Annotated in this window: 22 protein-coding genes; 9 read left to right on the top strand and 13 right to left on the bottom strand. The window is 63.3% G+C overall.

The features are described 5' to 3' along the window. Window position 1: 1 nt before the first annotated feature. Window positions 2–967 carry an ABC transporter permease gene (locus tag BN1121_RS04735; RefSeq protein WP_005354270.1) on the top strand — a complete coding sequence of 322 codons (966 nt, stop codon included), beginning with the start codon at window positions 2–4 and terminating at the stop codon, window positions 965–967. Between the two features lie 63 nt (window positions 968–1,030). Here the strand turns inward: BN1121_RS04735 and ompA are convergent, their stop codons facing one another. Together ompA and yihA are read right to left on the bottom strand one after the other, a co-directional pair. Beyond that, the gene (gene ompA, locus BN1121_RS04730; RefSeq protein WP_005354267.1) at window positions 1,031–2,131 is read right to left on the bottom strand and encodes a porin OmpA; all 1,101 of its coding nucleotides are present in this window, start codon (window positions 2,129–2,131) and stop codon (window positions 1,031–1,033) included. 172 nt (window positions 2,132–2,303) lie between these two features. Beyond that, window positions 2,304–2,948, bottom strand: coding sequence for a ribosome biogenesis GTP-binding protein YihA/YsxC (yihA, locus tag BN1121_RS04725; RefSeq protein ID WP_043157656.1), 645 nt, complete (start codon window positions 2,946–2,948; stop codon window positions 2,304–2,306). Between the two features lie 140 nt (window positions 2,949–3,088). Between yihA and BN1121_RS04720 the strand changes: the two genes are divergently transcribed. Next, entirely contained in the window at window positions 3,089–3,706 is a 618-nt protein-coding gene (locus tag BN1121_RS04720) for a c-type cytochrome (RefSeq protein WP_005354263.1), read from the top strand. A gap of 65 nt (window positions 3,707–3,771) precedes the next feature. Here the strand turns inward: BN1121_RS04720 and BN1121_RS04715 are convergent, their stop codons facing one another. Then, entirely contained in the window at window positions 3,772–4,911 is a 1,140-nt protein-coding gene (locus BN1121_RS04715; RefSeq protein ID WP_005354261.1) for a molybdopterin-binding protein, read from the bottom strand. 7 nt (window positions 4,912–4,918) lie between these two features. Beyond that, entirely contained in the window at window positions 4,919–6,163 is a 1,245-nt protein-coding gene (locus tag BN1121_RS04710; protein WP_005354258.1) for an HD-GYP domain-containing protein, read from the bottom strand. A 139-nt stretch (window positions 6,164–6,302) separates the two neighbouring features. Here BN1121_RS04710 and metA point away from each other — a divergent pair, with 139 nt between their 5' ends. Both metA and dtd read left to right on the top strand, forming a co-directional pair. After that, on the top strand, window positions 6,303–7,247 hold the full coding sequence (gene metA, locus BN1121_RS04705) for a homoserine O-acetyltransferase MetA (RefSeq protein WP_005354255.1): 945 nt from the start codon (window positions 6,303–6,305) through the stop codon (window positions 7,245–7,247). 54 nt (window positions 7,248–7,301) lie between these two features. Beyond that, the gene (gene dtd, locus BN1121_RS04700) at window positions 7,302–7,739 is read left to right on the top strand and encodes a D-aminoacyl-tRNA deacylase (protein ID WP_005354252.1); all 438 of its coding nucleotides are present in this window, start codon (window positions 7,302–7,304) and stop codon (window positions 7,737–7,739) included. Here dtd and BN1121_RS04695 read toward each other — a convergent pair. Beyond that, on the bottom strand, window positions 7,736–8,380 hold the full coding sequence (locus tag BN1121_RS04695) for a spermidine synthase (protein WP_043597367.1): 645 nt from the start codon (window positions 8,378–8,380) through the stop codon (window positions 7,736–7,738). The two genes, dtd and BN1121_RS04695, sit on opposite strands and share 4 nt — an antisense overlap. Window positions 8,381–8,431: 51 nt before the next feature. Here BN1121_RS04695 and BN1121_RS04690 point away from each other — a divergent pair, with 51 nt between their 5' ends. Continuing rightward, complete coding sequence (locus BN1121_RS04690) at window positions 8,432–9,334, top strand: bifunctional GNAT family N-acetyltransferase/hotdog fold thioesterase (protein WP_005354248.1); 903 nt, start codon at window positions 8,432–8,434, stop codon at window positions 9,332–9,334. Between the two features lie 52 nt (window positions 9,335–9,386). On the opposite strand, the gene BN1121_RS04685 is transcribed toward BN1121_RS04690, so the two are convergent. From BN1121_RS04685 to pssA, 3 genes are all read right to left on the bottom strand, one after another. Next, entirely contained in the window at window positions 9,387–11,426 is a 2,040-nt protein-coding gene (locus tag BN1121_RS04685) for an AsmA family protein (RefSeq protein WP_005354247.1), read from the bottom strand. Between the two features lie 19 nt (window positions 11,427–11,445). Beyond that, window positions 11,446–13,515: an ATP-dependent DNA helicase RecG gene (recG, locus tag BN1121_RS04680; protein WP_043597364.1), complete on the bottom strand. Its 2,070-nt coding sequence runs from the start codon at window positions 13,513–13,515 to the stop codon at window positions 11,446–11,448. A 99-nt stretch (window positions 13,516–13,614) separates the two neighbouring features. Continuing rightward, window positions 13,615–14,967 (bottom strand): CDP-diacylglycerol--serine O-phosphatidyltransferase, encoded by a 1,353-nt coding sequence (pssA, locus tag BN1121_RS04675; protein WP_043157653.1) that lies wholly within the window; start codon window positions 14,965–14,967, stop codon window positions 13,615–13,617. A gap of 383 nt (window positions 14,968–15,350) precedes the next feature. On the opposite strand from pssA, the gene BN1121_RS04670 reads away from it, so the two are divergent. Beyond that, window positions 15,351–15,992, top strand: coding sequence for a bifunctional 4-hydroxy-2-oxoglutarate aldolase/2-dehydro-3-deoxy-phosphogluconate aldolase (locus tag BN1121_RS04670; protein ID WP_005354240.1), 642 nt, complete (start codon window positions 15,351–15,353; stop codon window positions 15,990–15,992). Window positions 15,993–16,009: 17 nt separating this feature from the next. On the opposite strand, the gene BN1121_RS04665 is transcribed toward BN1121_RS04670, so the two are convergent. From BN1121_RS04665 to gpmM, 3 genes are all read right to left on the bottom strand, one after another. After that, window positions 16,010–17,230 carry an ammonium transporter gene (locus BN1121_RS04665; RefSeq protein ID WP_005354239.1) on the bottom strand — a complete coding sequence of 407 codons (1,221 nt, stop codon included), beginning with the start codon at window positions 17,228–17,230 and terminating at the stop codon, window positions 16,010–16,012. 172 nt (window positions 17,231–17,402) lie between these two features. Then, on the bottom strand, window positions 17,403–18,692 hold the full coding sequence (envC, locus tag BN1121_RS04660; protein ID WP_005354237.1) for a murein hydrolase activator EnvC: 1,290 nt from the start codon (window positions 18,690–18,692) through the stop codon (window positions 17,403–17,405). Between the two features lie 9 nt (window positions 18,693–18,701). After that, window positions 18,702–20,231, bottom strand: coding sequence for a 2,3-bisphosphoglycerate-independent phosphoglycerate mutase (gene gpmM, locus BN1121_RS04655; RefSeq protein WP_005354235.1), 1,530 nt, complete (start codon window positions 20,229–20,231; stop codon window positions 18,702–18,704). 205 nt (window positions 20,232–20,436) lie between these two features. Between gpmM and BN1121_RS04650 the strand changes: the two genes are divergently transcribed. Genes BN1121_RS04650 through gpsA form a run of 3 tightly spaced genes read left to right on the top strand, consistent with a single transcriptional unit; the run spans window position 20,437 to window position 22,400 of the window. Then, complete coding sequence (locus BN1121_RS04650) at window positions 20,437–20,868, top strand: rhodanese-like domain-containing protein (protein WP_005354234.1); 432 nt, start codon at window positions 20,437–20,439, stop codon at window positions 20,866–20,868. A gap of 52 nt (window positions 20,869–20,920) precedes the next feature. Continuing rightward, on the top strand, window positions 20,921–21,394 hold the full coding sequence (secB, locus tag BN1121_RS04645) for a protein-export chaperone SecB (RefSeq protein ID WP_005354232.1): 474 nt from the start codon (window positions 20,921–20,923) through the stop codon (window positions 21,392–21,394). Window position 21,395: 1 nt separating this feature from the next. Continuing rightward, on the top strand, window positions 21,396–22,400 hold the full coding sequence (gene gpsA, locus BN1121_RS04640; RefSeq protein ID WP_005354230.1) for an NAD(P)H-dependent glycerol-3-phosphate dehydrogenase: 1,005 nt from the start codon (window positions 21,396–21,398) through the stop codon (window positions 22,398–22,400). Window positions 22,401–22,465: 65 nt separating this feature from the next. Here gpsA and nfuA read toward each other — a convergent pair whose 3' ends face one another. Then, window positions 22,466–23,044: a Fe-S biogenesis protein NfuA gene (gene nfuA / locus BN1121_RS04635; RefSeq protein ID WP_005354228.1), complete on the bottom strand. Its 579-nt coding sequence runs from the start codon at window positions 23,042–23,044 to the stop codon at window positions 22,466–22,468. Window positions 23,045–23,128: 84 nt separating this feature from the next. Continuing rightward, window positions 23,129–23,854 (bottom strand): ComF family protein, encoded by a 726-nt coding sequence (locus BN1121_RS04630; protein WP_043157650.1) that lies wholly within the window; start codon window positions 23,852–23,854, stop codon window positions 23,129–23,131. Between the last annotated feature and the right edge of the window lie 37 nt (window positions 23,855–23,891).

Raw genomic sequence — 23,891 nt, 5'->3', positions numbered from 1 at the left:
CATGTTCGAGATTCTGATCCTGATGCTGGATGCCACCGTCCGCACCGCACCGCCCCTCATACTGGCGGCCATGGCCGGCATGTTCTGCGAGCGATCCGGCGTGGTCAACATCGCCCTCGAGGGCAAACTGCTGGCGTCCGCCTTTGCCGGCGCCGCAGCGGCGGCCGTCAGCGGCTCGGCCTGGGTTGGCCTGCTGGCGGGGGTGGGCATCTCCATCCTGCTCGCCCTGCTGCACGGCTTCGCCACCATCACCCACAGGGGTGACCAGGTAGTGAGCGGCATGGCCATCAACATTCTGGCAGCCGGCCTGACCGTCACCCTGGGGCGCTTCTGGTTCGATCAGGGCGGGCAGACCCCGGCGCTCTCCGGCGATGCCCGCTTCGCCCCGATCGATCTGCCCTACGCCAAGGAGCTCTACGACGTGCCTGTCGTTGGTCAGCTCTACAGCGAGTTGCTCAGTGGCCACTCCCTGCTCGAGTACGCCGCCTTCGCCGTGGTACCGCTCGCCTGGTGGGTGCTGTTTCGCACCCGCTTCGGCCTGCGTCTGCGGGCGGTGGGCGAGGCGCCGGCAGCGGTCGACACCGCCGGCATCTCAGTGGTGCGTCTGCGCTACAGCGCTCTGTTTATCGGCGGCCTGCTGGCGGGGCTTGGCGGCGTCTACCTCTCGGTAGCCCAGACCGCCCAGTTCATCCCCAACATGAGCGCGGGCAAGGGCTTTATGGCTCTGGCGGCCCTGGTGTTCGGCAAGTGGCGCCCGTGGAATGCCATGGCGGCCTGTCTGCTGTTCGGCTTCCTCGACGCCGTGGCCATCCGGCTACAGGGTGTCTCTATCGGTGACTTTGCCATCCCGGTGCAGTTCATCGAGTCACTGCCCTATGTGCTGACCGTGTTCCTGCTGGCCGGCTTTATCGGCAAGGCGGTGGCACCCAAGGCGCTCGGTACGCCTTATGTGAAAGAACGGGAATAGACGTCGTAGCGGATAATAAAAAAGGCGGTGGAGTGTTCCACCGCCTTTTTTTATGAGGTCCGATTAGGGCTGTGCAACCCCTTCCAGACTGACTTCAACGCGGCGATCCGCCGCTAGGCAAGCGATCAGCGACGGCTTGGCGCTCTGCTGGCAGGTGCCTGCGGTGACAGGCTCCTGCGCGCCATGCCCTTCGACAATCACCTTGCTGGCCACCAGCCCCTTGCCAATCAGGTAATTGGCAACAGCCTGAGCCCGTTGCTCGGAGAGGCGCTGGTTATACTTATCGCTGCCCAAGCGATCCGTAAATCCCATGATTCGCGCTGCCCCATCCTGCGGATTGGCCGCCACCAGTTGCTCGAAGAGACGGTTCAACTCACCGCTGGCTGCGGGCTTGAGGCGAGCACTGTCAAACTCAAACAGTACATCCGAGCTGAGGGTGAAACGCTTGGGGATAACGACAGTAGCCGGTGCCGGTGCAACCGGCGGTGCCACTTCAACCGGCACCGCCTGGCTCCTGTCCTGGGGACCAAAGCGATAAAGCATGCCGAATGCGAGCAGGCCATTATCCATCTCGATGCCACTCTTGTTCAGATCAGTATTACCAAGCGGGGTTGTGTATTGATATTCGAGTCGAGCGGCCCAATTGGCATCAATGGTGTATTCAACCCCCAGTGCGCCGACAAATGCGGGGCTGTGTTCGCTGGCTTGAGCGTTGGCGCTGCCAAGAGACGATACTGCCGAGATGTCGCTATCGGTCCAGGCATAGGCGCCGCCCAGGCGACCATAGATATCGAGTCGATCGCTGGCCGCACCGGAAATTCGCATGGTGGCTTGCAGCATCTGAGCCTGACCCTCGCCATGCAGCGAATAGCCGACCCCCTCGTTATGACGCTGATACGTGCCCAACCAGTCATAACCCAGTTCAAACCCCAGATTGGCATTGAGCTGATAGCCGATAAATCCACCAACGCCGAGATCATCTGAGTTGGTATTGCTCTTGCCGGACCGCTCAAACAACTGCTCAATACCCGGATCCAGCTCCACCCCGTAGTAGTTGGACCAACCCATCTTGCCACCCGCATACCAGGTGTTTTCTACCGCGGCCTGGGCCATACCGTGAACCAGCAAGGCGGGCACCACCACAGCCAGAAATCGCTTCTGCATGTTTCTCTTCCATGTAATAGACAAGGCCCCTCACTAAGCCGGAGCCTGAAAGCGCGGCCAGCTTACCAGAACCCAACAAAGCCTCAAATGAGGCAGCTCAACATGGTGTGGCCCACGCCACAAAAACGACAAGGGGGCCATAGGCCCCCTTGGTTTATCTCGATGGATCCCCTTACTCGGCGATCACCTCGGTCGGCAGATCCTCGGCCTGCTCGCCCAGGTACCAGTCGGTCAGCACCTCGGCCAAAGTCTCGACGCCGATGTTGTTGAGCGACGAGAAGGCCTCGACCCGGATGTGATCCCCCAGCGCCGCCACGTCCTTGCGCACCTTGAGCAGCTGGGTCTTGCGCGGGCCCGGGTTGAGCTTGTCCGCCTTGGTCAGCAATAACAACACGGGGAGTTTGCGGTGGGCACTCCACTCCAGCATGTTCTGGTCTGTCTCCTTGAGGGGGTGGCGGATATCCATCAGGATCACCAACCCCTTGAGGGACTCACGGCGCTGCAGGTACTCGGCCAGGTTCTTCTGCCACTTGATCTTCATCTCGAGCGGCACTTGGGCATAGCCATAACCCGGCAGGTCCACCAGCCGCTTGCCCGGCTCCAGCTCGAACAGGTTGATGAGCTGGGTACGTCCCGGCGTCTTACTGGTGCGGGCCAGGTTCTTCTGCTGGGTAAGCGTGTTGAGCGCCGAGGATTTACCCGCATTGGAGCGCCCCGCGAACGCGATCTCGACACCACCATCATTCGGCAGATGGCGGATGTCAGGAGCACTGGTCACGAAGTGCACCTTGCGAAAATTCAAAACTTGTTTATCCAAGGTAAATTCCCCATTGAAAGAGCGGGTTATGGAGTTACTTTTTTGTGAAATGGTGTAAAATAGCGTCGCTTAAACACACATTTTAACATGCCTTCAGCGGCATGGGATCTGGAAGCCTTATAACGAGAAGTTGGAACGCCATGAAGAACCTAGCCATTACCCTTGCCTTGCTGGCAGGCGTGACCGGCGCGGCACAGGCTGCGGGAGATGCCGCTGCAGGCCAGACCAAGTCCGCCATCTGTGTTGCCTGCCACGGTGCTGACGGAAACAGCCCCGCCGACATCTATCCCAAGATCGCCGGTCAACACCCCTCCTACATCAAGAAACAGCTGGTGGAGCTGAAGGCGGCTGCCTCCGGTGCAGCCGGTCGTGCCTCTCCCATCATGGGCCCCATGGCCATGCCGCTCTCCGAGCAGGACATGGACGACTTGGCCGCCTACTTCGGCAGCCAGGAGCGCACGCCGGTTCCTGTGCCCGACGAGGTGGTGGTTAAGGGTCGCGCCCTCTACATGGGCGGTGACATGTCTCGCGGCCTGGCCGCCTGTATCGCCTGCCACGGTCCCCGTGGTGAGGGTCTCGAGCAGGCCAAGTACCCGAACCTGACCGGCCAGCACCCGGCCTACATCAAGGCCCAGCTGGAAGCCTTCCGCGCCGGCACCCGCGACAATGACCCTAACGGCATGATGCGCGACGTGGCCAAGAAGCTGACCGACGACGACATCAAGGTGCTCTCCCAATACGTGGCGGGTCTGCACTGATCCCCACCGCAGGGAACAAAACGGGAGGCTCATGCCTCCCGCTTTTTTATGACTTTGCGCCTTTTTTATGCCACCCGCGTCGACTGACGGATAATGGTCTGATAGTCGCCAAAGGGAGACTCACCGGCCAGATGGCGACGCAACATGTCGAGGGCGCAGAAGGCGATGAGGCGCTCCCGGCTCGCCCGATCCGGATGCTGGATCCTCAGCACCTGCTCGAAACGGCGTTCCCCCTCTTGCAGACAGAGGGCCACCCCCTGCTCATTCTCACCACCGACCAGCAGCGACAGAGCATCGGACAGAGTGGGCAACCCGGCCGGATCGGCCGATAGCCCCGCCTCAAAGCGGGCATGCAGCTGCGGGTAGTCGCGACAGAGCCGTTGCAGAGCCCCCCCACTGGCCCCCTCCAGCAGATGCAGGCGCCTTCCCGTCAGTGCCGCCAGGATCTGCTCCCAGGGTTGCTCGTCTCCCTCTCCCACCAGCCAGGGAGAGATCACCGCCAGCAGCTGGGCTTCGGCCTGAGCCATCGCCACCTCATCGACCCCGCGTCCGATGAGCTTGAGCTCTATGATGGGCATGCTGGAGCGATACCCCAGCGTCACCCCTTGGGGCCAGACCAGCGTATCGAGCCGATCCCCCAGGGCCGACTCGGCCACCCCGAAGGTATAGAAGCGGCGCAGTGTCATCTCCCGTGCCGCCGCCAGCTCGGGCAGGATCTGGGTCTGCACCATCTGCTTGAATTCGAACGGCACACCCGGCGTGAAATAGAGACGACAGCGCCCCATCTGCAGCATAAAGCCACAAGCCGTTCCCACCGGATTGGGTATGAGGTGGCTCCCCCCCGGCAGCCAGGCCTGCTTGGCATTGCTCTCGGGCATGGCCCTGCCCCGGCTGGCATAACGCTCGCGAATCGTCTCGAGCCAGGCATCGCTCAGCGCCAGAGGGGCGTTGAAGGCCATGGCCGCCGCTTCGGCGGTGAGGTCATCCGATGTCGGTCCCAGTCCACCACAGACGATCACCAGATCGCTGCGCGCCGCCGCCTCGGCCAATACACAACCTATCTCGGCCAGATCGTCCCCCACCGTATGACGGCGACGCACCTGCCACCCCTGCTCCAGCAAGAGGGCCGACAGCCAGGACGCATTGGTGTCGACCACCAGGCCGGTGACGATCTCATCACCGGTACTCACCAGTTCAATGTGCATAGGGACCTCAGTTCGAGCTGTGCTCGAAGTAATAGCTGATGCGGGTGCGCGGGTTGAGGTATTCGAAGATGGCCGGTGGCAGCCGCCGGGGCGAGATCACCTTGGCGATGGAGAGCCCGACGTGCTCCAGATCGATGATGGCCGCCTCGTGACGGGGCACGGCCGCATCATAGATGAGCACGGAAGGATAGAGCAGGCGCGAGGCATTGATAGACATCACCAGCCCCACCCGACCGTCGGAGAGCTGCACCACGCTGCCGGGTGGATAGAGGCCGAGCAGGCGCACCATGCGGGTCAGATAATGCTCGTTATACTGAACCGCCTTCTGCTTGTAGAGCCCGCTCAGCGCCGAATAGGGGACCTTGCCCCTGTGGTGGCAGAGGTCGTCGTACTCATTGACCAGCCCCACCAGTTGAGAGAGCGGGTCGATCTGATCCCCCTTGAGCCCCTCCGGGTAACCGGAGCCATCGAGCCGCTCGTGGTGACGCAGCACTATCCCCTTGGCCGCATCGGGGAAATCCTTGGCCAGGGAGAGCAGATCCAGCCCATAGCGCGGATGCTGGGCCATCAGATTGATCTCCGGCTGGGTCAGGGGCTCGGTCTTGCGCAGTATGTGGCTCGGGATCTTCAGCTTGCCGATGTCGTGGAACAGGGCGCCGAGGCCGACGAGATTGATCTCGTTCGCCTCCATGCCGCACTCCTTGGCCAGCAACATGCTAAGCACACAGACGTTGAGCGAGTGGAAGTAGAGGTTGTTCTCGTCCTCCCCGCCCGAGACCAGGTGCAGCACCATCTCGTCCACCGACATCAGCTGCTTGGTCATGGCCCCCACCAGCTCGTGGGCGTCGGCGATGGCGTTGAGGGGGCGACTCTGGATCTTGTTCATCACCCCGCGCACCTGCGCCAGGGATTGCTGAAAATGCTTCTCGCACTGCTGCAGCTCGCGGCGATACTTCTGCAACTGGGCAATGCGCCGCTCTTTCTCTTCCTGCATCGCCTTCTGCTGGGCCTCGAGCACAGAGGCATCACACGGCGGGGCGCTCTGAGACTCTTGCAAGGGCTTGGGGGGCGCCTCGCTCTTGTCGGGCATGATCACGACCTGCTTGAGACCAAGCCGACGGATAAGCTCTATCTGCTCCGGCTCCTTGATAAGGAAGCTGGAGAAAAGAAAAGGGTGCTCGCGCCACCCTAGGGGCAGCGAGACGTAGTTACCCACTTGCAACCTGTCCACCGAGATCTTGATTCCTGCCATGGTCAGAAACGCCCTCCCTTATGGCGGTTATGCTAGACAAACCCGATCCCGAACTCAAAGGATTGATGACAGCTCAGGCACTTTATTATAGATTTCTAGCCATCTAGACACTTTTACCGATGCTGTACAGGGAGTGAGCATGCCCATCAAGATTCCGGACCAGTTGCCCGCCGCCGCCGTCCTTGGGGAAGAGAACATCTTTGTGATGACAGAGTCGCGGGCCGTCACCCAGAACATCCGGCCGCTGAAAGTCCTGATCCTCAATCTGATGCCCAAGAAGATAGAGACCGAGATCCAGCTGCTGCGCATGCTCTCCAATACCCCGCTCCAGGTGGATGTGGATCTGCTGCGCATCGATGACCGGGAGTCCCGCAACACACCGAGCACCCATCTGGAGAACTTCTATCACGACTTCGAGCAGGTGCGTGGCCATAACTACGACGGCATGATCATCACAGGAGCCCCCCTTGGCCTGGTGGAGTTTGAGGATGTGGCCTACTGGGAGCGTATCGGCGAGATCATTCGCTGGTCCCATGAGCACGTCACCTCGACCCTGTTCCTGTGCTGGGCGGTGCAGGCCGCCCTCAAGGTGCTCTACGGCATGGATAAACAGACCCGTGGTGAGAAACTCTCCGGGGTTTACCGCCACCAGCGCCTGGTGGATCACGAGCCCTTGCTGCGCGGCTTCGACGACGAGTTCCTCGCGCCTCACTCCCGCTACGCCGCCTTCGACGGGGATCTCATCCGCACCCAGACCGACCTGCAGATCCTCGCCGAGTCCGACGAGGCCGGCGTCTATCTCGCTGCCACCCAGGATTGTCGTCAGGTGTTTGTCACCGGTCACCCCGAGTATGACGCCCTGACCCTGGATCAGGAGTACCACCGCGACCTCGACGCTGGCCTCCAGCCCACCATCCCGGTCAACTACTACCCGGACAACGATCCCGCACAGACCCCGCGCGCCACCTGGCGCAGCCACGGCCATCTGCTGTTCACCAACTGGCTCAACTACTACGTCTATCAGTTGACCAGCTACCGCCTCGAGGACATCGGCAAGGTCTTCACCTACGACCACAAGAACTGACCACACTGCGCCGGGCTGGTATGCTCGGCACTTTGCACCGTCAGGAGAGAAGTCGTGATCGCATTGATTCAGCGGGTGAGCGAAGCCAGCGTCACCGTCGATGGAGAGGTGGTGGGCGCCATTGGAAGAGGGCTACTGGTGCTGCTCGGGGTCGAGCAGGGCGATACCCAGGCCCATGCCGACCGTCTGCTGCACAAGGTGTGCGGCTATCGCATCTTCTCCGATGCCGAGGGGAAGATGAACCTCAATGTCACACAGGCGGACGGCAGCCTGCTGCTGGTCTCCCAGTTCACCCTGGCCGCCGACACCAAGAAGGGGATGCGCCCCAGCTTCTCGGGAGGCGCTCATCCCACCGAGGCGGAACGTCTCTATGACTACTTCGTCGAGCAGGCGCGCGCCACCGGCCTCACCACGCAAACCGGGCGCTTCGCCGCCGACATGCAGGTGGCCCTTAACAACGACGGCCCGGTCACCTTCTGGCTGCAGGTCTAGTCGCGCGTCAGGCTGAGGATGATGTTGCGATAACCCGGGACCGGCCACACATTGGCCTGCCCCAGATGCTCGGCGCACAGGACCAACACCCGCTCCAGCTCGAGGCGGGTGCGCGGCAGCAAGTTGATGAGGATACGCCCAGCGAGTCGACGGGCCAGCGTTTGGTAGAGGGGGGGCTGAAACATCAGGGGAGGATTGCCATCCTGCCCGAACAGATCGAGCAGGATCAGGTCAAACGTCCCCGCCTCTCGCTCCAGATAGGCCAGCGCATCGGCGTGATGAAGGGTCGGCTGTTCGACTCCCTGAAAGAAGCTCCGATAGAGGCGCAGCACCTCCCGATCGAGCTCGACACAGTGGTGTTCGGCCCCGGGCCAGCGCGCCGCCAGGTGGCGGGTCATGTCGCCCCCCCCCAGCCCCAGCTCCAATATCCGCTGTGCCCGCTCGGGCAGGCAAGATTGCAGCGCCTGCTGGTGGGGCAGGCAGAGTGCCCCGGGAGTCGTCCGGCAGAGGACTGACTGCACCACATCATCGATCTCCAACCAGCGGAAGGCCTCATTCTCCAACACGGCAAGACGCCGTCCACCATGGTGGTCGAGATGCAGCAGGGTGTCGGCGTGACGCGCTTCCAGATTGAAGTTCATGGGGCTTATGGGCAAGATGGTTTGACACCATTTTAACCCAAGGAGGGGTTCATGTACCGGGTGATTACCCCCCACACCGACACCGAACTCGACGCTTACTACCGCCTGCGCTGGGAACTGCTGCGCAAACCCTTCAATCTGCCCCTCGGCTCGGAGCGCGACGAATACGACAGCGTCGCCATTCATCGCATGATGCTCGACGAGGCGGACAACCCCATCGCCGTCGGCCGCCTCTTCGTGGGAGGGGACGAGGCGCAGATCCGCTTCATGGGCATGTTGCCCGAATTCCGAGGCCGGGGCCTGGGCGCCCGCATGGTGGAAGACCTCGAGCAGCGGGCCCGCGAGGAGAAGGTGAAACGCCTGGTGATGAACGCCCGCCAGGAGGCGGTGGAGTTCTACCGCAAATGTGGCTTCATCGAGGTGGGGGAAGGGCCGGTCACCTTTGGCCGCATCCCCCATCGTCAGATGATCAAGTCCCTCGCCCCCTTGCAGACCATCGCCTATCGTCCCGAGTGGTGCCAGGATCTGGCCACCCGCTGGTCGCGCGGCATCCCCATCAGCGAGAAGATGGGGGTACAGATCCATCACTATGACGGGCAAACCCTGCATCTGGGCGCCAACCTGGCGGCCAACCTCAACGTCCACGACACCATGTTTGCCGGCAGCATCTATAGCCTCTGTGTGTTGGCCGGATGGGGCCTCATATGGTTACAGCTCAAGGAGCTGGGAGTGGTTGGGGATACGGTGCTCGCCGAGGGCAACATCCGTTACTACCGGCCGGTGAAGGCGAGCCCCGAGGCCAGGGTCGCCCGCGAGGGGATGCCAGCCGCCCTGCTGCCCCTGCGTCACGGCGAGGCCGCCCGCTTTCAGCTCTCGGTACAGCTCTACAGCGGCGGCAAGCTAGCTGCCGAGTTTGTCGGTCAGTACGTGGTGCAGCCCGCCAAGAAGGGCTGAGATTCACCCAGATGCAACGAGGCGCCCGAAGGCGCCTCGCATGTTTCTGGGCTTACTGGGGGGCCGGCTCGGCGACCTGGCGCAACCGGTTGGTACGCCCCTGCGCCGGATAGGCCACCCCCGCCGCCGGCCAGCCACATTCGCTCTCGAGCGCCGGAAAGCGCCAGGCGAGGGTCGGCGCCGTCAGGGGGCCGCGCCACTCGGTCAGCAGCTCGGCACACCCCTGGCTGTTGAGGGCGCCGAGATCGAGCGCCCACTCGCCCTTGGCCAAGTCGAGATCGCCGCGCAGCGCCAGCAGGTGCGTGATGGTGCTGGCCCCTCCATTCAGGTTCACCCGCCCCTCTTTAACTTCTCCCTTGAGGGCGATGCGATAGAAGGGAGTGTCGCCCCCCTGCATCGCCTGCCACAGGGCGGTGGGCTCGAGGGCGGGGGCCTCGGCACCGCCAAACCACTCATCGAGCAGGGGATCGAGCCTAACCCCCTCCCAGAAGGGGTCACGCAAGGTGAGGCTCAAGCTCCCCGCCAGGGTCTCACGCCAGCGCCGGCTGTCGCTCATCATCACGTTGACCTCGACATCCGCCTTGCCGGAGAGGCTCAATGGATGACCCGCCAGCTTGGCCCACTGTTCGAGATCGACGCCGCTGCCGGCAAGGTTAAGCGCCCCGGGCTGACCCGCCTCCAACCCCCAGCTGCCGGCCAGCTTGAGGTGGCCGTCGTCCGGCAAGCGGCTCTCCAGGTTGCGCAGCTGCCACTGCTCCGGGGTGAGCTCGAGCAACAGCTCTCCCTTGCGGCTGGAGAGCCCCTTCCAGACCAGCTCTTCCCAGTGACTCTCGAGGCGCGCGCGACCGATGAGGGGCATCACCTCCTCTCCCTTGAGCCGCATGTCGTTGAGAAACAGCTGCCAGTTGATCAGCGACAGCGGGATGGCGTCGTCAAACGAGAGCACCCGCATCTTGTCGAGCGCCACCCGCCGCACGTCGAGCTGGGCAGGGCGCCAGGGCAGCCACTGCTGCCACCAGCCGGCCGGCAGGGAGAGCTCCATGCCGCTCAGGGTGAGATCCTTGATGGTCCACTCGGAGCGGGCCGGGGCGCCACTCAACTCCAGATTGAAGCTACCCTCATAGGCCTTGCCCCTCAACTCGGCATCGATACGCCCCGGGTACATGGCCAGATCCGCGTCGATCCCCTCGAGCTGAAACAGGCCGCGACCAATCTCGCCGAGGCGACCGTTGATGAATCCGGTCGTCCCCAGCCCCTCACGCCACTCAATGCCGCCCAGGCTGACATTGATGTCGTTGATCGCCAGCTCCTGGGTCAGGGCATTGAGGCTGACGCGCTCGAGCTGGCCGTGGCTGATGCTGACCTGGGTCAGGGGAAACTCTAGGCGTTCCAGATCGCCGAGCTCTATGTTCATGCCAGTGCCCTTGAAGCGATCGAGCTGCAGGCTGCGCGCCCCCCAATCCAGCACCATGTCGGTCTCGATGAGGCCATCGAAGGCATTGGCCACCAGCCGGTCCACCGACAGCTTCTGTCCCTCCAGCTTGCCGCTCAAGGTCAGGCGCGACAGGGCCAGCCAGGGGGTCTCGAGGGCGTTGATGTTGAGGGTCAGGTTGGCCTGCAGCGGACGCACCGGGTCGATGAGCTGCCAGTCGCGGATCCCCGCCGACAGGCCGGTCACCTTGCCAAGCGGTCCACTCAGCGAGAGGCGGTCGATGCGCCCGTCGGCCACGCTGAGGCGATTGATGGGCAGGCTCGGCAGCCCTTCTGGCAACGGCAACATGATGCGCGGGCGGATCAGATCGAGGTGGGCCAGGCGCACGTCACGCTCCAGCCAATCCACCGACTCCACCTCGACGTAGAGCTTGTCCAGGGTGAGTGCCTCCCCCATCTTCACCTGCTCGGCGAGCAGGGTGTAGGGGTGCAGGGGGTTGAAGACCAGCTTGCCGATCGAGACCGGCACTCCGCTCTGGGCCGACAACCAACGGGCCAGCGGCTCCTTGGCCCGCTCGGCATCGAACAGGCCGAGGACGACCCAGACCAGCAGCAGCAGGAAGGCGAGGGTATACAAGAGGGCGCGGAGCCATGTGTTCATCGATGCCTTCCTCCTCGAGTCAGACGGTGGAGTAGTGTTCCCGCAGCCCCAGCCAGCGGCGGATCAGCGGGTCGACGTGGGACGGATACTGGTCCATCAGGTAGCGCGCCAGCTTCTGCACCTGGGGGATGAGCGGCTGGTCACGCACCAGATCGGCGATCTTGAGATCGGCCAGCCCGGTCTGGCGGGTACCGAGCAGTTCGCCGGGGCCGCGCAGTTCGAGATCGCGCTGGGCGATGACGAAGCCATCGTTGGTCTCGCGCAGCACCCCGAGCCGGCTCTGGGCGGTCTTGGACAAGGGGGCATGGTAGAGCAGCACGCAGTGGGAGGCCACCGCCCCCCGGCCCACCCGGCCCCGCAGCTGATGCAGCTGCGCCAGACCCAGTCGCTCGGGGTTTTCGATGATCATCAGGCTGGCGTTGGGCACGTCCACCCCCACCTCGATGACGGTGGTGGCCACCAGCAGTTGCAGTATGCCGGCCTTGAACTCCTCCATCACCCTCTGCTTCTCGACCGGGCGCATCCGCCCGTGCACCAGGCCGATGTGCAGCCCGGGCAGCAGACGCTGCAGCTCGGCGGCCGTCTCTTCGGCGGCCTGGCACTCGAGCACCTCGGACTCCTCGATCAGGGTGCAGACCCAGTAGGCCTGCTTGCCTTCGGTGCAGGCCAGCCGCACCCGCTCGATCACGTCCTGACGGCGAGTGTCGGGCACTGCCACCGTGGTGATGGGGGTGCGCCCGGGGGGCAGCTCGTCGATGACCGACGTATCGAGATCGGCATAGGCGGTCATGGCCAGGGTGCGCGGGATCGGGGTGGCGGTCATGATGAGCTGGTGCGGGTGCACCCCGTCACGCTCCCCCTTCTCGCGCAGGGCCAGGCGCTGGTGCACCCCGAAGCGGTGCTGCTCGTCGATGATGACCAGCCCGAGGCGATGGAAGTTAACCTGCTCCTGAAAGATGGCGTGGGTGCCCACCACCATGGCGGCAGAGCCGTCGGCGATGGCATTGAGCGCCTCTTCCCGCGCCTTGCCCTTCTGCTTGCCGGCGAGCCAGCCCACCTTGATGCCAAGCGGCTCGAGCCAACGGCCGAAGTTGATGGCGTGCTGCTCGGCCAGCAACTCGGTGGGCGCCATCAACCCCACCTGATAGCCGTTGCCGATGGCCTGCAGGGCCGCCATGGCGGCCACCAGCGTCTTGCCCGAGCCCACGTCCCCCTGTACCAGTCGCATCATGGGGTGGCCGCGCTGCAGGTCGTGGCTTATCTCCTCCACCACCCGGCACTGGGCGCCGGTCGGCGCAAAGGGGAGCGAGGCGAGCAGCCGCCCCACCAGCTCGGGAGCCGGTGGCAGGGGCACCGAGGCCTGGGCCTGGGCCTGCTCGCGCACCTTGAGCACCGAGAGATTGTGGGCCAGCAGCTCCTCCATCACTAGCCGGGCCTGGGCCGGGTGGCGGCCGCTCTCGAGCTGGTCGAGGGCCACGTCCGGTGGCGGCCGGTGCAGCAGGCGCAGGGCCTCGGCCAGGGAGACCTGAGTCGGATAGAGGCCGGCGGGGAGCAACTCCTCCACCCCGTATTCGGCCAGCAGCAGCAGGGCCTGATCGGTGAGGCCGCGCAGGGTCAGCTGACGCAGCCCTTCGGTGGTGGGGTAGACGGGGGTGAGGGCCTCTTCGGTCTGGCCGGCCTGCTCCTCCCCGAGCAGCTTGTATTCGGGGTGGATGATCTCGAGACCATACTTGCCGGGGCGGATCTCGCCGAAGCAGCGGATCAGGCGCCCGGTGGAGAAGCTGTTCTTCTGGGCGGCGGTGAAGTTGAAAAAGCGCAGTGTGATGCTGCCGCTGCCGTCACTGATACGGCACACCAGCATGCGCTTGCGCCCCATCAACAGCTGGCTGTCCTGGATCTCCCCCTCGACCGCGCAGGTGGTGCCGGGCAGGAGATCGCCGATGGGCCACACCTTGGTGCGGTCCTCATAGCGATGCGGCAAGTGGAACAGCAGATCCTGGACCGTGACCAGCCCCAGCCGCTCCAGTTTTTCCTGCATCTTGCCGCCTACGCCCTTGAGGCTGTCCAGCGGGATTTTATCCAATTTCATCAACCAGATGCCCGACAGTACTGTAAATACGTCCAGATAATAACAAAGGCCTCCCGAAAACGGGAGGCCTTTGGAACGCTCACAAATGCAGCGACGGGATCAGATGATGCGCTTGAGCAGCAGGTGGGCCTTGACCCGATGGATACGGGCCAGCAGGCGGCGTACCTGCTCGGGGTAGTCGGCGATCTGCTCCACCTCATCGAAGCGGGTAACCCTCTGGGTATGCTGCAGAATGTTCTCACGCTCCCGGGCAAACTGCTCGGCCAGCAGGTGCTGGGCATCCTTCACCAGCAGGCCGTTCTCCAGATCCAGGGACCAGGCTCGCGGGTTGAGGTTGTTGCCGGTGAGCAGTGCCCACTCACCGCCGTCCACGAAGATCCCCTTAAGATGGTAGGAGTGACGGTCGTGACGCCACAACATCATGTTGAGGAGACCCCTGTCGATGTGGTGCTGGTTGCGCTGGGCAAACTTGCGCAGGTTAGCCTCGTAAAGGTATGGCAGGCCACCTATGGTGGAGAACTTCTCTTCGGGCGGGATATAGAAGTCGTTGGCGGTCTTGTCGCCGACCACGATAGTTACCTTGCGCCCGTGGCGCAGCAGCCCCTCGATGTCCTTGGCCAACTCCTTGGGCAAGTTGAAGTAGGGGGTGCAGATGAAGATCTCGCGCTCGCAGCTGCGCACCAGGTTACGGATCATCCGGTTGAGCTGGTTATTGCGCTTGCCGAGCCCTGCCAACGGCGTCACCGCCACCTCGCCTTCTACCGGCAGGCTGGAGTTGAAGCGGTAGTGGCTGCGTGTCAGCTGTCCCTTGAAGCGGCGAATGGCGCCCTTGAGCTGTTTGGCTGTCGGGATGGCCGGTTTATCGAGCCGCTGCACCGCATCGCTCGCGACGAAGTAGTCATCCACGTAGCGCACCATGGCATTGGCCAACTCGTGGCTCTCTATCTGGTGGTAGCGGTCGAAACGGTAGCGATCGTTCTGATGCAGGTAGACATCGTTGAGACTGGCCCCCGAGTAGAGCAGGGTGTCGTCGAACACGAAGCCCTTGAGGTGCAACACACCGAGCAACTCGCGCCCCTTGACCGGCACGCCGTAGATCTCGACGCGCTCCTTGTGCTCGGCCGCCATGGCCTGGTAGCGCAGGTGATTGCCCCCTTGGGCCCCCTTGCCGATCAGACCGCGCTGGGCCCGGTGAAAGTCGACGAAGATCTTGATGTCGAGGTCAGGGTTGCGCCCCTTGGCCGCATAGAGGGCATCCAGGATCTCGCGGCCGGCCTCGTCATCTTGCAGGTAGAGGGCCACCAGATAGATGCGCTGACGCGCGCTGGCGATGAGATCGAGGATGCGCTGCTTGAAATCCTTGGCGCTGTAGAGCACGTCAAACCGGTCGGCGCCCACGGCAATCTTGGGCAAACGCTCCAACAGCTGTCGATAATGTGCCGATAAATTCATAGAGAAACCTGAAATCACTGCGTTACGCGTTCCACTCGAAGCGGGGAATGGGCAATTCTAGCAACGCTCGGCGGTGTGCCCAAGCAAGAATCAGTAAAAAGTCGATACGGATGTCATAACCACGGCGCAGGAGTTAACCCGGTGGCCTTCGATGCAGTGGCAAATAGGCCGCTATGGGTGCACGCCGCCAGCCCGATGAGGCGCGCAACACCCCATATTGTGGCCACCCTCTCACCGAGGGCGGCCGGCCAGATTGAGGCGCGGTATCGGTTGCACCGAGGAAGAGATCAAGGCAGCCTGCATGCAGCCGCGCTTATCACGCGCCGCACTGTGCCATGCGCAGTGAAGGGCCCCTGGCACCAGCCCATTACAAGGAAATTCCCATGCACAATTGGAACATCTCTCCCACCGAGGTCTTCGCCGCCTCCCCCCTGATCCCGGTCATGGTCATCAGCGAGCTGACGCAGGCCGTGCCGATGGCCGAGGCCCTGTTGGCCGGCGGCATCTCGGTGTTCGAGATCACCCTGCGCACCCCGGTGGCCCTGGCCGCCATCGAGCGCATCGCCAAGGTGATGCCCGAGGCCATGGTTGGCGCCGGCACCGTCATCAACACAGCCCAGTATGACGCCGCCGTCGCCGCCGGAGCCCGCTTCGTCATCTCCCCGGGCATGACCCCGTCCCTGCTGGCCCATGCCGCCAAGGGCAGTGCGCCGCTGATCCCGGGTGTCGCCACCCCCTCCGAGGTGATGCAGGCGTTGGAGGCCGGCTACGATCACCTGAAGTTCTTCCCGGCCGAGGCCAACGGCGGCACCAAGGCGTTGGCCGCCATCGCAGCTCCCCTGCCCCAGGTGCGCTTCTGCCCGACCGGTGGCGTGGGCCCGAAGAACGTGGCCGATTACTTGGCGCTCAAGTGTGTCGCCACCGTCGGCGGCTCCTGGATGCTGCCGACCGACGTCATCCAGGCTGGCGACTGGGACGAGGTGACCCGCCTCTCCCGCGAGGCGGTGGCTCTGGTTCGGCGCTAGTCGCCCACGCCCGTGCGTCAGATGGGCGCCTTGTCCCGGTTGGTGGCGGCGATGTGATGGATGGCGAGATCGGCGCCGATGAACTCCTCCTCTTCGCTCAGGCGCAGGCCCACCAGACGCTTCATCAGCCCATAAATCAGGCCGCCACCGAGCAGAGCCACCAAAATGCCGAGGCCGGTCCCGATCAGCTGGCTGGTGAGGCTCACCCCGCCCATGCCACCGAAGTCGGCAGCACCGAACAGACCCGCCGCCACGCCGCCCCAGGCGCCGCACAGGCCGTGCAGGGGCCATACCCCGAGCACATCATCGAGCTGGGGGCGCTTGCGCTGTAGCCAGGTAAACATGCCAATGAAGATGGCACCGGCTACCCCCCCCACCAGCAGGGCGCTCAAGGGATGCATCAGATCCGATCCGGCGCACACCGCCACCAGACCGGCCAAGGGCCCGTTGTGGATGAAGCCAGGGTCGTTGCGCCCAAGCAGCATGGCCACCAGAGTGCCGCCCACCATGGCCATCAGGGAGTTGAGTGCCACCAGGCCGCTGATCCCCCCCAGCTTCTGGGCCGACATGACGTTGAAGCCAAACCAACCGACCGTGAGGATCCAGGCGCCGAGCGCCAGCATGGGAATGTTGGAAGGCGCAAACCCCACCGCCTGGCCGCCCCGGATGCGTCCCTTGCGCATGCCGAGCAGCGCCACGGCCACCAGACCAATCCAGCCCCCCACGGCGTGCACCACGACCGAGCCGGCAAAGTCGTGGAAGGGAGCGCCAAAGTGCTGCTCGAGCCAACCCTGCAGGCCAAAGTTGCCGTTCCAGGCGATCCCCTCGAACAGGGGATAGACCAGCCCCACCGTCAGCCCCGAGCAGATCAGCATGGGGTAGAAGCGGGCCCGCTCGGCGATGCCGCCGCTGATGATGGCCGGGATGGCGGCGGCGAAGGTGAGCAAAAAGAAGAATTTCACCAGCTCGTAGCCCTGACCGGTTGCCAGGGTCGGCGCGTCGGCGAAGAAGGTCTTGCCATAGGCGAGCCAGTAGCCGACGAAGAAGTAGGCCAGGGTCGAGATACCGAAGTCGGTGATGATCTTCACCAGGGCGTTGACCTGGTTCTTGCTGCGTACCGTGCCCAGTTCGAGAAAGGCAAAGCCGGAATGCATGGCGAGCACCATGATGGCGCCGCCGAGCACGAACAGGGTGTCCGCACTCTGGGTAAGGGTCGCAATTGCGTTGGAATCCTGCACTGTGTGTCTCCATCATCCTGATTTGTTGTCCTGCACCGCCCCGTCGAGGGGGCGGGCGAATCAAGAGCTCAGCAGGAGTCGTGCCAGCAAAACGGGCCCAAAAGAGGGCCCGCTGGAGATGCATTGACTCAGGATGGGGCACCAGTTGTGTGCCTGGCACCAAAATGGGGCGCTAACCGCGCCGGGAGAGCCACTTGGTGGGGTTGATCGCCTCCCCCTGATAACGAATTTCGAAGTAGAGTCCGGCCTGATCCTGGCCACCGCTATTGCCGACCAGGGCCACCGGCTCTCCCTGCTCCACCTTCTGCCCCACGTGGCGCAGCAGCGACTGATTGTGGCCATAGAGGCTCATGTACCCCTTGCCGTGATCGACCACCAGCAGCATGCCGTAACCATCGAGCCAGTCGGCATAGACCACCTGGCCGGGGGCGACCGCCTTGACCTGGGTGCCTTCCGGAGCCCCGATCAGGGTGCCTTTCCACTTGAGCTCCGCGGTACGCCGCGAGCCGTAGGAGATGATGATCGGCCCCTGCACCGGCCAACGCATGGCGCTGCTGGTACTCAAGCCCGAGCTGTAGCGGCGACTTTGAGCCTCGGCCTGCTCCAGCTCTTTCTGCTGGCGACGGGCGATCTGGCGATCCTCCTCCCGCTGGGCCTGTTCGGCCTGCTTGCGTAGCCGCTCCTGCTCCGCCTTCATCTTGGCGATGCGTTCGCGCTCGCGGCGCTCGGCCTCCTCCTGCTGGCGACGCAGCTCCTCGAGGCGCGCCTTGAGGCGTTTCTCCGCCTGAACCATCTTGGCCAGCTTGGCCTCGTCGCTCTGCACATCCTGCTGCAGCTGGCTGCGGGTCTGCTCCCGACTCTGCTGGCTGGCGAGCAGGCTCTGGTGCTGCTGTTTCCGATCGTCCAGCAGGGCTTGCTGGCGGGCCAGCGTCTGCTGGCTGGCCTGTTGATTGGCAGTCAGCCGGCGTTGGGTGGCACGCAAGGCATCGATTGCGTCGACACGGGCCTTGTTGAGGTAGTCATAGAAGTCGAGGGTGCGGCTGAGGCGGTTGGGATCCTGCTGGTTGAGCAGAAGTTTTAGGTAGTCGTGCTCACCGGCACGAAAGGCACTCTCGGCCTGTTTGGCCAGCAGCGCCTTCTGCTGGTTGGCCTGGCGCTCCAGGTCGGCCTTCTCGCGGGCGAGCTCCTGGATGCGGGCCTCGCTCTGCTTGAGCTGGGAGCGGGTATCGGCCAGCTTGGCCGCCGCCGCCGACACGGCGCGTTCGTCCTGTTCGAGCTGCTTGGCCAGCTTGGCCAGCTCCTGCTTGCCGAGTTTGACCGCCTTCTGCTGAACCTTGATATCGTTCTGAACCTTGCCCAGATCGTTGTTGAGCCCAGCTAGGGCGCCGAGACAATAAAACAGCGCGCCGGCCAGAAGGCCGACGCGTTGTAAGTGCTTTGAAATCAAGTCACGTCCCCGCATGGGGCGGAATTATTTCAAAATCATCAGGGGCTTGCCAGTCATTTCCGGTGGCACCGGCAGACCCATCAGAGTCAGCATGGTCGGCGCCAGATCGGACAGCTTGCCGCCTTCGACCACCTCAGCCTTGCGACCGAAGTAGATGAGAGGAACCGGCAGGTTGGTGTGCGCGGTGTGCGCCTGACCGGTCTCTTCGTCCATCATCTTCTCGGCGTTGCCGTGGTCGGCGGTGATGAGGCACTCGCCACCCACCTCGGCCAGGGCCTCGGTGACGCGGCCGATGCAGTGGTCGACGGCCTCACAGGCCTTGACCGCGGCGTCGAACACACCGGTGTGGCCGACCATGTCGCCGTTCGGGTAGTTACAGATGATGACGTCGTACTTGCCGCTCTTGATGGCCGCAACCAGCTTGTCGGTCAGCTCGCCGGAACTCATCTCGGGCTGCAGGTCATAGGTGGCCACTTTCGGGCTGGCGACGATCTCGCGATCTTCGCCAGTGAAGCAGGCCTCTTCACCACCGTTGAAGAAGAAGGTGACGTGGGCGTACTTCTCGGTCTCGGAGATACGCAGCTGGGTCTTGCCCTGCTTGGCCAGCCACTCACCCAGGGTGTTGACCAGCGCAGTCGGCGGGTAGGCGCAAGCGGTCTTGATGTCGGCGGCGTACTCGGTGAGCATCACGAAGTTCAGTTTCGGCAGGGCCTCGCGGGCAAAACCGGTGAAGTCACTGTCGACGAAGGCGCGGGTGATCTCACGAGCGCGGTCGGCACGGAAGTTCATGAAGATCAGGGCGTCGCCGTCCTGCATCGGAGCGGCTTCGCCGATGCGGGTGGCCTTGACGAACTCGTCGTTCTCGTCGCGGGCGTAGGCAGCAGCCAGGGCCTCGGTGGCGGAGGCGGCGGTGAATTCGCCCTTGCCCTGGGTCATCAGGTCATAGGCTTGCTGTACGCGATCCCAGCGGTTGTCGCGGTCCATGGCGTAGTAACGACCAATCATGGAGGCGAAGCGGCCCTTGCCGAGGGCGGCAAACTTGGCGTCAAACAGCTCGATGGAGGACTGGGCGGAGCGCGGCGGCACGTCGCGGCCATCCAGGAAGGCGTGGAAGTAGATCTGCTCGGCGCCACGCTTGGCGGCCATCTCGATCATCCCCAGGATGTGCTCTTCGTGGCTGTGAACGCCACCCGGAGACATCAGGCCCATGATGTGGACTGCCTTGCCGGCCTGAACGGCGGCATCGACGGCCTTGCCAATCTCGACGTTGTCGAAGAAGGGACCGTCCTGGATGTCTTTGGAGATGCGAGTCAGCTCCTGGTAGACGATGCGGCCGGCGCCAATGTTGACGTGACCCACCTCGGAGTTGCCCATCTGACCGTCGGGCAGGCCGACGTCGAGACCGGAGCCGGAGATGAGGGTGCTGGTGTAGTCACGAGCGAGGCGGTCCAGATTGGGGGTTTTGGCGGCGGCGACGGCGTTGTGCTCTGCCTTATCGCTATAGCCCCAACCGTCCATGATGACCAGAACCAGGGGTTTCTTGGCTGTTGACATAAGACTATGTCCTCTCGGATTGGAATGAATTGCAGAAAGCGAAACTAGCGTAATATTACTACATCCGCCGAAATAGTCACCTGATCCGCCAGGGCCCGCCAGCCCTGGCTGAGAGCCTGCTCCCGCTTTGCCCCTTTGATGGCTGATATTCTCACCTCCCCCATGTATACTCGGGCCCTTGTCCCGGATTTGGATTGTAGGAAAGATGCAAGAGTATCTGGATTTCGCGGCCCGTAACCCCCTGCTCACCGCAGCCTGGTTCGGCCTGGCCGGCACCCTGATCTATACCACGGTGCGTGCCCGATTTTCCCCCGTCAAGGCGGTCAATAACCACGCCGCCACCATGCTGATCAACCGCGAGAATGCCGTGGTGGTCGATATCCGTACTCTCGACGAGTTTGGTCGCGGCCATCTGGCCGGCGCACACCACCTTATCATGAGCGAGATCCAGGCCAACAACCTGGGCCAGCTTGAAAAGCACAAGGATGACCCCATTATCGTGGTGTGCGAAACCGGAATGAGTGCAGGCGCTGCTGCCGGAGCCCTCTACAAGCACGGTTTTAAGCGGGTGCATACCCTGGCAGGCGGCATGTCCCAGTGGCGTGCAGAGAACCTGCCGGTCACCAAGAAGCGCTGATTACCCCGGGGCCCACAAGCCCCGTTTTTGCTAAATAAAGGAATCAAACAACATGGCTGAAGCGATCAACAACCAGGAAGTACAGCAACCGGAATTCCACATCCAGCGCGTCTACGTGAAAGACGTCTCCTTCGAGGCGCCGAACACCCCGCACATCTTCCAGAAAGAGTGGCAGCCGGAAGTCAGCCTGGACATGGATACCAAGACCAACCTGCTGGCCGACAGTATCTATGAAGTGGTGCTGACCCTGACCGTCACCTGCAAGCTGGGCGAAGAGACCGCCTTCCTGTGCGAAGTGCATCAGGCCGGTATCTTCACCATCGGCAACCTGCCGGAGCAGCAGCTGGCTCACTGCCTGGCCGCCTTCTGCCCGAACATCCTGTTCCCGTACGCTCGCGAAGCCGTCGCCGCCATGGTTAACCGCGGCTCCTTCCCGCAGCTGAACCTGGCTCCGGTCAACTTCGATGCCCTGTTCGCCCAGCACGTGGCTCAACTGCAGGCAGAGCAGGCCACTGCGGAAGCTTGAGATGAGTGACAAGGCTGCCATTTCGGTCTTGGGGGCGGGGTCTTACGGCACCGCCCTTGCCATTTCTCTGGCTCGCAACGGTCATCCGACCCTGCTCTGGGGTCACGATCCGGCCCACGTCGCCGATCTGGCCAGAGAGCATTGCAACAAGGCATTCCTGCCTGATGTGCCGTTCCCCGACTCCCTGCTGCTGACCTCGGATCTCGAGGCTGCGGTGCAGGCGTCGCCAGTGCTGCTGCTGGTAGTACCGAGCCATGTCTTCGGCGACGTACTGGCCCGCGTCAAACCCTTCCTGCGCCCCGACAGCCGCATCGCCTGGGCCACCAAGGGGCTGGAGCCGGACAGCGGCCGCCTGCTGCAAGAGGTCGCCCGCGAGGTGCTGGGCGATGAGATGCCGCTCGCCGTCATCTCCGGCCCCACCTTCGCCAAGGAGCTGGCCGCCGGCATGCCGACCGCCATCTCGGTCGCCTCGACTCACGACGACTTCGCCGAGGACCTCTCCCATCTGCTGCACTGCGGCCGCTCGTTCCGGGTCTATACCAACCCGGACTTTATCGGCCTGCAGCTGGGCGGCGCGGTGAAGAACGTCATCGCCATCGGCGCCGGTCTCTCGGATGGTCTGGGCTTTGGCGCCAACGCACGCACCGCCCTCATTACCCGTGGTCTGGTCGAGATGCAGCGTCTCGGGCTCGCCCTCGGCGCCGACGCCAAGACCTTCATGGGGATGGCAGGACTCGGCGATCTGGTGCTCACCTGTACCGATAATCAGTCGCGTAACCGTCGCTTCGGTCTGGCACTCGGAGCCGGCAAGTCGGTCGAGAACGCCATGGCCGAGATAGGCCAGGTGGTCGAGGGTCACCGCAACACCAAGGAGGTGCACCTGCTGGCGGCGCGCTGTGGTGTCGAGATGCCCATCTGCGAGCAGATCTACAAGGTGCTCTACGAAGGAAAGAACCCGAAAGAGGCGGCCATCGCGCTGCTCTCCCGGGACAAGAAAGACGAGTAGTCCACCGGATGCAAGAAGGCCCCGTCAGTTGGCGGGGCCTTCTTTTATCTATAAGCAGTCGGAGATCAATAGTAGGAGTGATCGCCGCGCTGATGTTCGGTGGCGTCTTTCACGCCCTTGAGCTCGTTCGGGAACTTCTCCAGCAGTTGCTTCTCGATCCCCTCTTTGAGGGTGTAGTCGACCATGGAGCAGCCGTTGCAGCCGCCGCCAAATTGCAGGATGGCGAAACCGTCTTCGGTCAGCTCGGTCAGGGTCACCTTACCGCCGTGACCGGCCAGCATGGGGTTCACCTCGGAGAGCAGCACGTACTCGATCCGCTCGACCAGAGGAGCATCCTCACCCACCTTGCGCATCTTGGCGTTGGGGGCTTTGAGAGTCAGCTGAGAGCCCATCTGATCGGTGACAAAGTCGATGCTGGCCTCTTCCAGGAAGGGGGCACTCAGCGGATCGATCAGGGTCTCAAAACCGTCGAAAGGCAGATGTTGATCATCCGGATCCACGGCATCGGGCGGGCAGTAAGAGACACCGCATTCAGCATTCGGCGTACCGGGATTAACGACAAACACCCGGATGTTGGTGCCTTCCGGCTGTTTTTCCAGCAGCTTGCGAAAATGAGCCTGGGCGGCCTCGGAAATGGTGATCATCACTGTCCTCGTAAACCTGAGCAAATGGCTAGGGTATTGATGATACTCCTGTTGCCAGACGATGGGTAGCACACCCGTCACGCTTCAACCGAGATGCCGCTGGGTACGGCACAGTGCCCACACCTCGACCCGCTCCACTCCACTCTCTTGCAACAGGCGAACCAAACGCCCCGCCGTCGCCCCCGTGGTAACGACATCGTCGATGAGCGCGACATGGCGATAGGCGTGCCGACCCACCCGAAAGGCATGACGCAGGTTGCGCCGCCGAGCACCGGCCCCCAGCCGACTCTGCTGAGGGGTGGCACGAGCCCGTTTCAGCAGCCCGGTATCGACTGCAATCCCGGTATGGCGAGCCACCTCGATAGCCAGCAGTTCGGCCTGGTTAAATCCCCTGGTGATGCGTCTCCACCAATGCAGGGGCACGGGCAACAGCGCCTCGGGGGGATCGCTCAAGTCCAGATGATCGACCAGTAGCCGGCCCAGTACATCGGCCAGCATCACTTGCCTGGCATACTTGAAGCGGGGAATTAATACAGGCCAGGGCGCCAGATAGTCGCCGATCACTTGCAACCGTGCCCAAGGGGGCGGACGACGCTGACAACGACCACACCAGAGTTGATCGAGCGGCAGGGTTTCTGGCAAGGGGGCGGCGCAGCCGTGACAACGCCGGGTTTGCTGACGCAAGGCATCACGGCATATGTCACAGAGCAGCGGGTTCTCACTCTCCTGCAGGCAAAGCAGACAATGACCATTCCAGTCGGCCCGACCACCCAGCACTCCCCTTGCTTTCGTCATCCAGCCCTTTACCATGCCTGACCATCACCACGACAACAGGACCTGAGTGTAG

This window comes from Aeromonas diversa CDC 2478-85, assembly GCF_000819805.1.
GTDB classification, from domain to species: domain Bacteria; phylum Pseudomonadota; class Gammaproteobacteria; order Enterobacterales; family Aeromonadaceae; genus Aeromonas; species Aeromonas diversa.
The sequence above is the reverse complement of the archived record's forward strand: the minus strand, read 5'-3'. Positions and strand labels throughout refer to the sequence as shown.

Coding starts and splice junctions, on each gene's coding strand:
- BN1121_RS04735 (WP_005354270.1), top strand. CDS start 2: ATGTTCGAGATTCTGATCCTGATGCTGGATGCCACCGTCCGCACCGCA.
- ompA (WP_005354267.1), bottom strand. CDS start 2,131: ATGCAGAAGCGATTTCTGGCTGTGGTGGTGCCCGCCTTGCTGGTTCAC.
- BN1121_RS04720 (WP_005354263.1), top strand. CDS start 3,089: ATGAAGAACCTAGCCATTACCCTTGCCTTGCTGGCAGGCGTGACCGGC.
- BN1121_RS04715 (WP_005354261.1), bottom strand. CDS start 4,911: ATGCACATTGAACTGGTGAGTACCGGTGATGAGATCGTCACCGGCCTG.
- BN1121_RS04710 (WP_005354258.1), bottom strand. CDS start 6,163: ATGGCAGGAATCAAGATCTCGGTGGACAGGTTGCAAGTGGGTAACTAC.
- metA (WP_005354255.1), top strand. CDS start 6,303: ATGCCCATCAAGATTCCGGACCAGTTGCCCGCCGCCGCCGTCCTTGGG.
- BN1121_RS04695 (WP_043597367.1), bottom strand. CDS start 8,380: ATGAACTTCAATCTGGAAGCGCGTCACGCCGACACCCTGCTGCATCTC.
- BN1121_RS04690 (WP_005354248.1), top strand. CDS start 8,432: ATGTACCGGGTGATTACCCCCCACACCGACACCGAACTCGACGCTTAC.
- BN1121_RS04685 (WP_005354247.1), bottom strand. CDS start 11,426: ATGAACACATGGCTCCGCGCCCTCTTGTATACCCTCGCCTTCCTGCTG.
- recG (WP_043597364.1), bottom strand. CDS start 13,515: ATGAAATTGGATAAAATCCCGCTGGACAGCCTCAAGGGCGTAGGCGGC.
- pssA (WP_043157653.1), bottom strand. CDS start 14,967: ATGAATTTATCGGCACATTATCGACAGCTGTTGGAGCGTTTGCCCAAG.
- BN1121_RS04670 (WP_005354240.1), top strand. CDS start 15,351: ATGCACAATTGGAACATCTCTCCCACCGAGGTCTTCGCCGCCTCCCCC.
- envC (WP_005354237.1), bottom strand. CDS start 18,692: ATGCGGGGACGTGACTTGATTTCAAAGCACTTACAACGCGTCGGCCTT.
- gpmM (WP_005354235.1), bottom strand. CDS start 20,231: ATGTCAACAGCCAAGAAACCCCTGGTTCTGGTCATCATGGACGGTTGG.
- BN1121_RS04650 (WP_005354234.1), top strand. CDS start 20,437: ATGCAAGAGTATCTGGATTTCGCGGCCCGTAACCCCCTGCTCACCGCA.
- secB (WP_005354232.1), top strand. CDS start 20,921: ATGGCTGAAGCGATCAACAACCAGGAAGTACAGCAACCGGAATTCCAC.
- gpsA (WP_005354230.1), top strand. CDS start 21,396: ATGAGTGACAAGGCTGCCATTTCGGTCTTGGGGGCGGGGTCTTACGGC.
- nfuA (WP_005354228.1), bottom strand. CDS start 23,044: ATGATCACCATTTCCGAGGCCGCCCAGGCTCATTTTCGCAAGCTGCTG.
- BN1121_RS04630 (WP_043157650.1), bottom strand. CDS start 23,854: ATGGTAAAGGGCTGGATGACGAAAGCAAGGGGAGTGCTGGGTGGTCGG.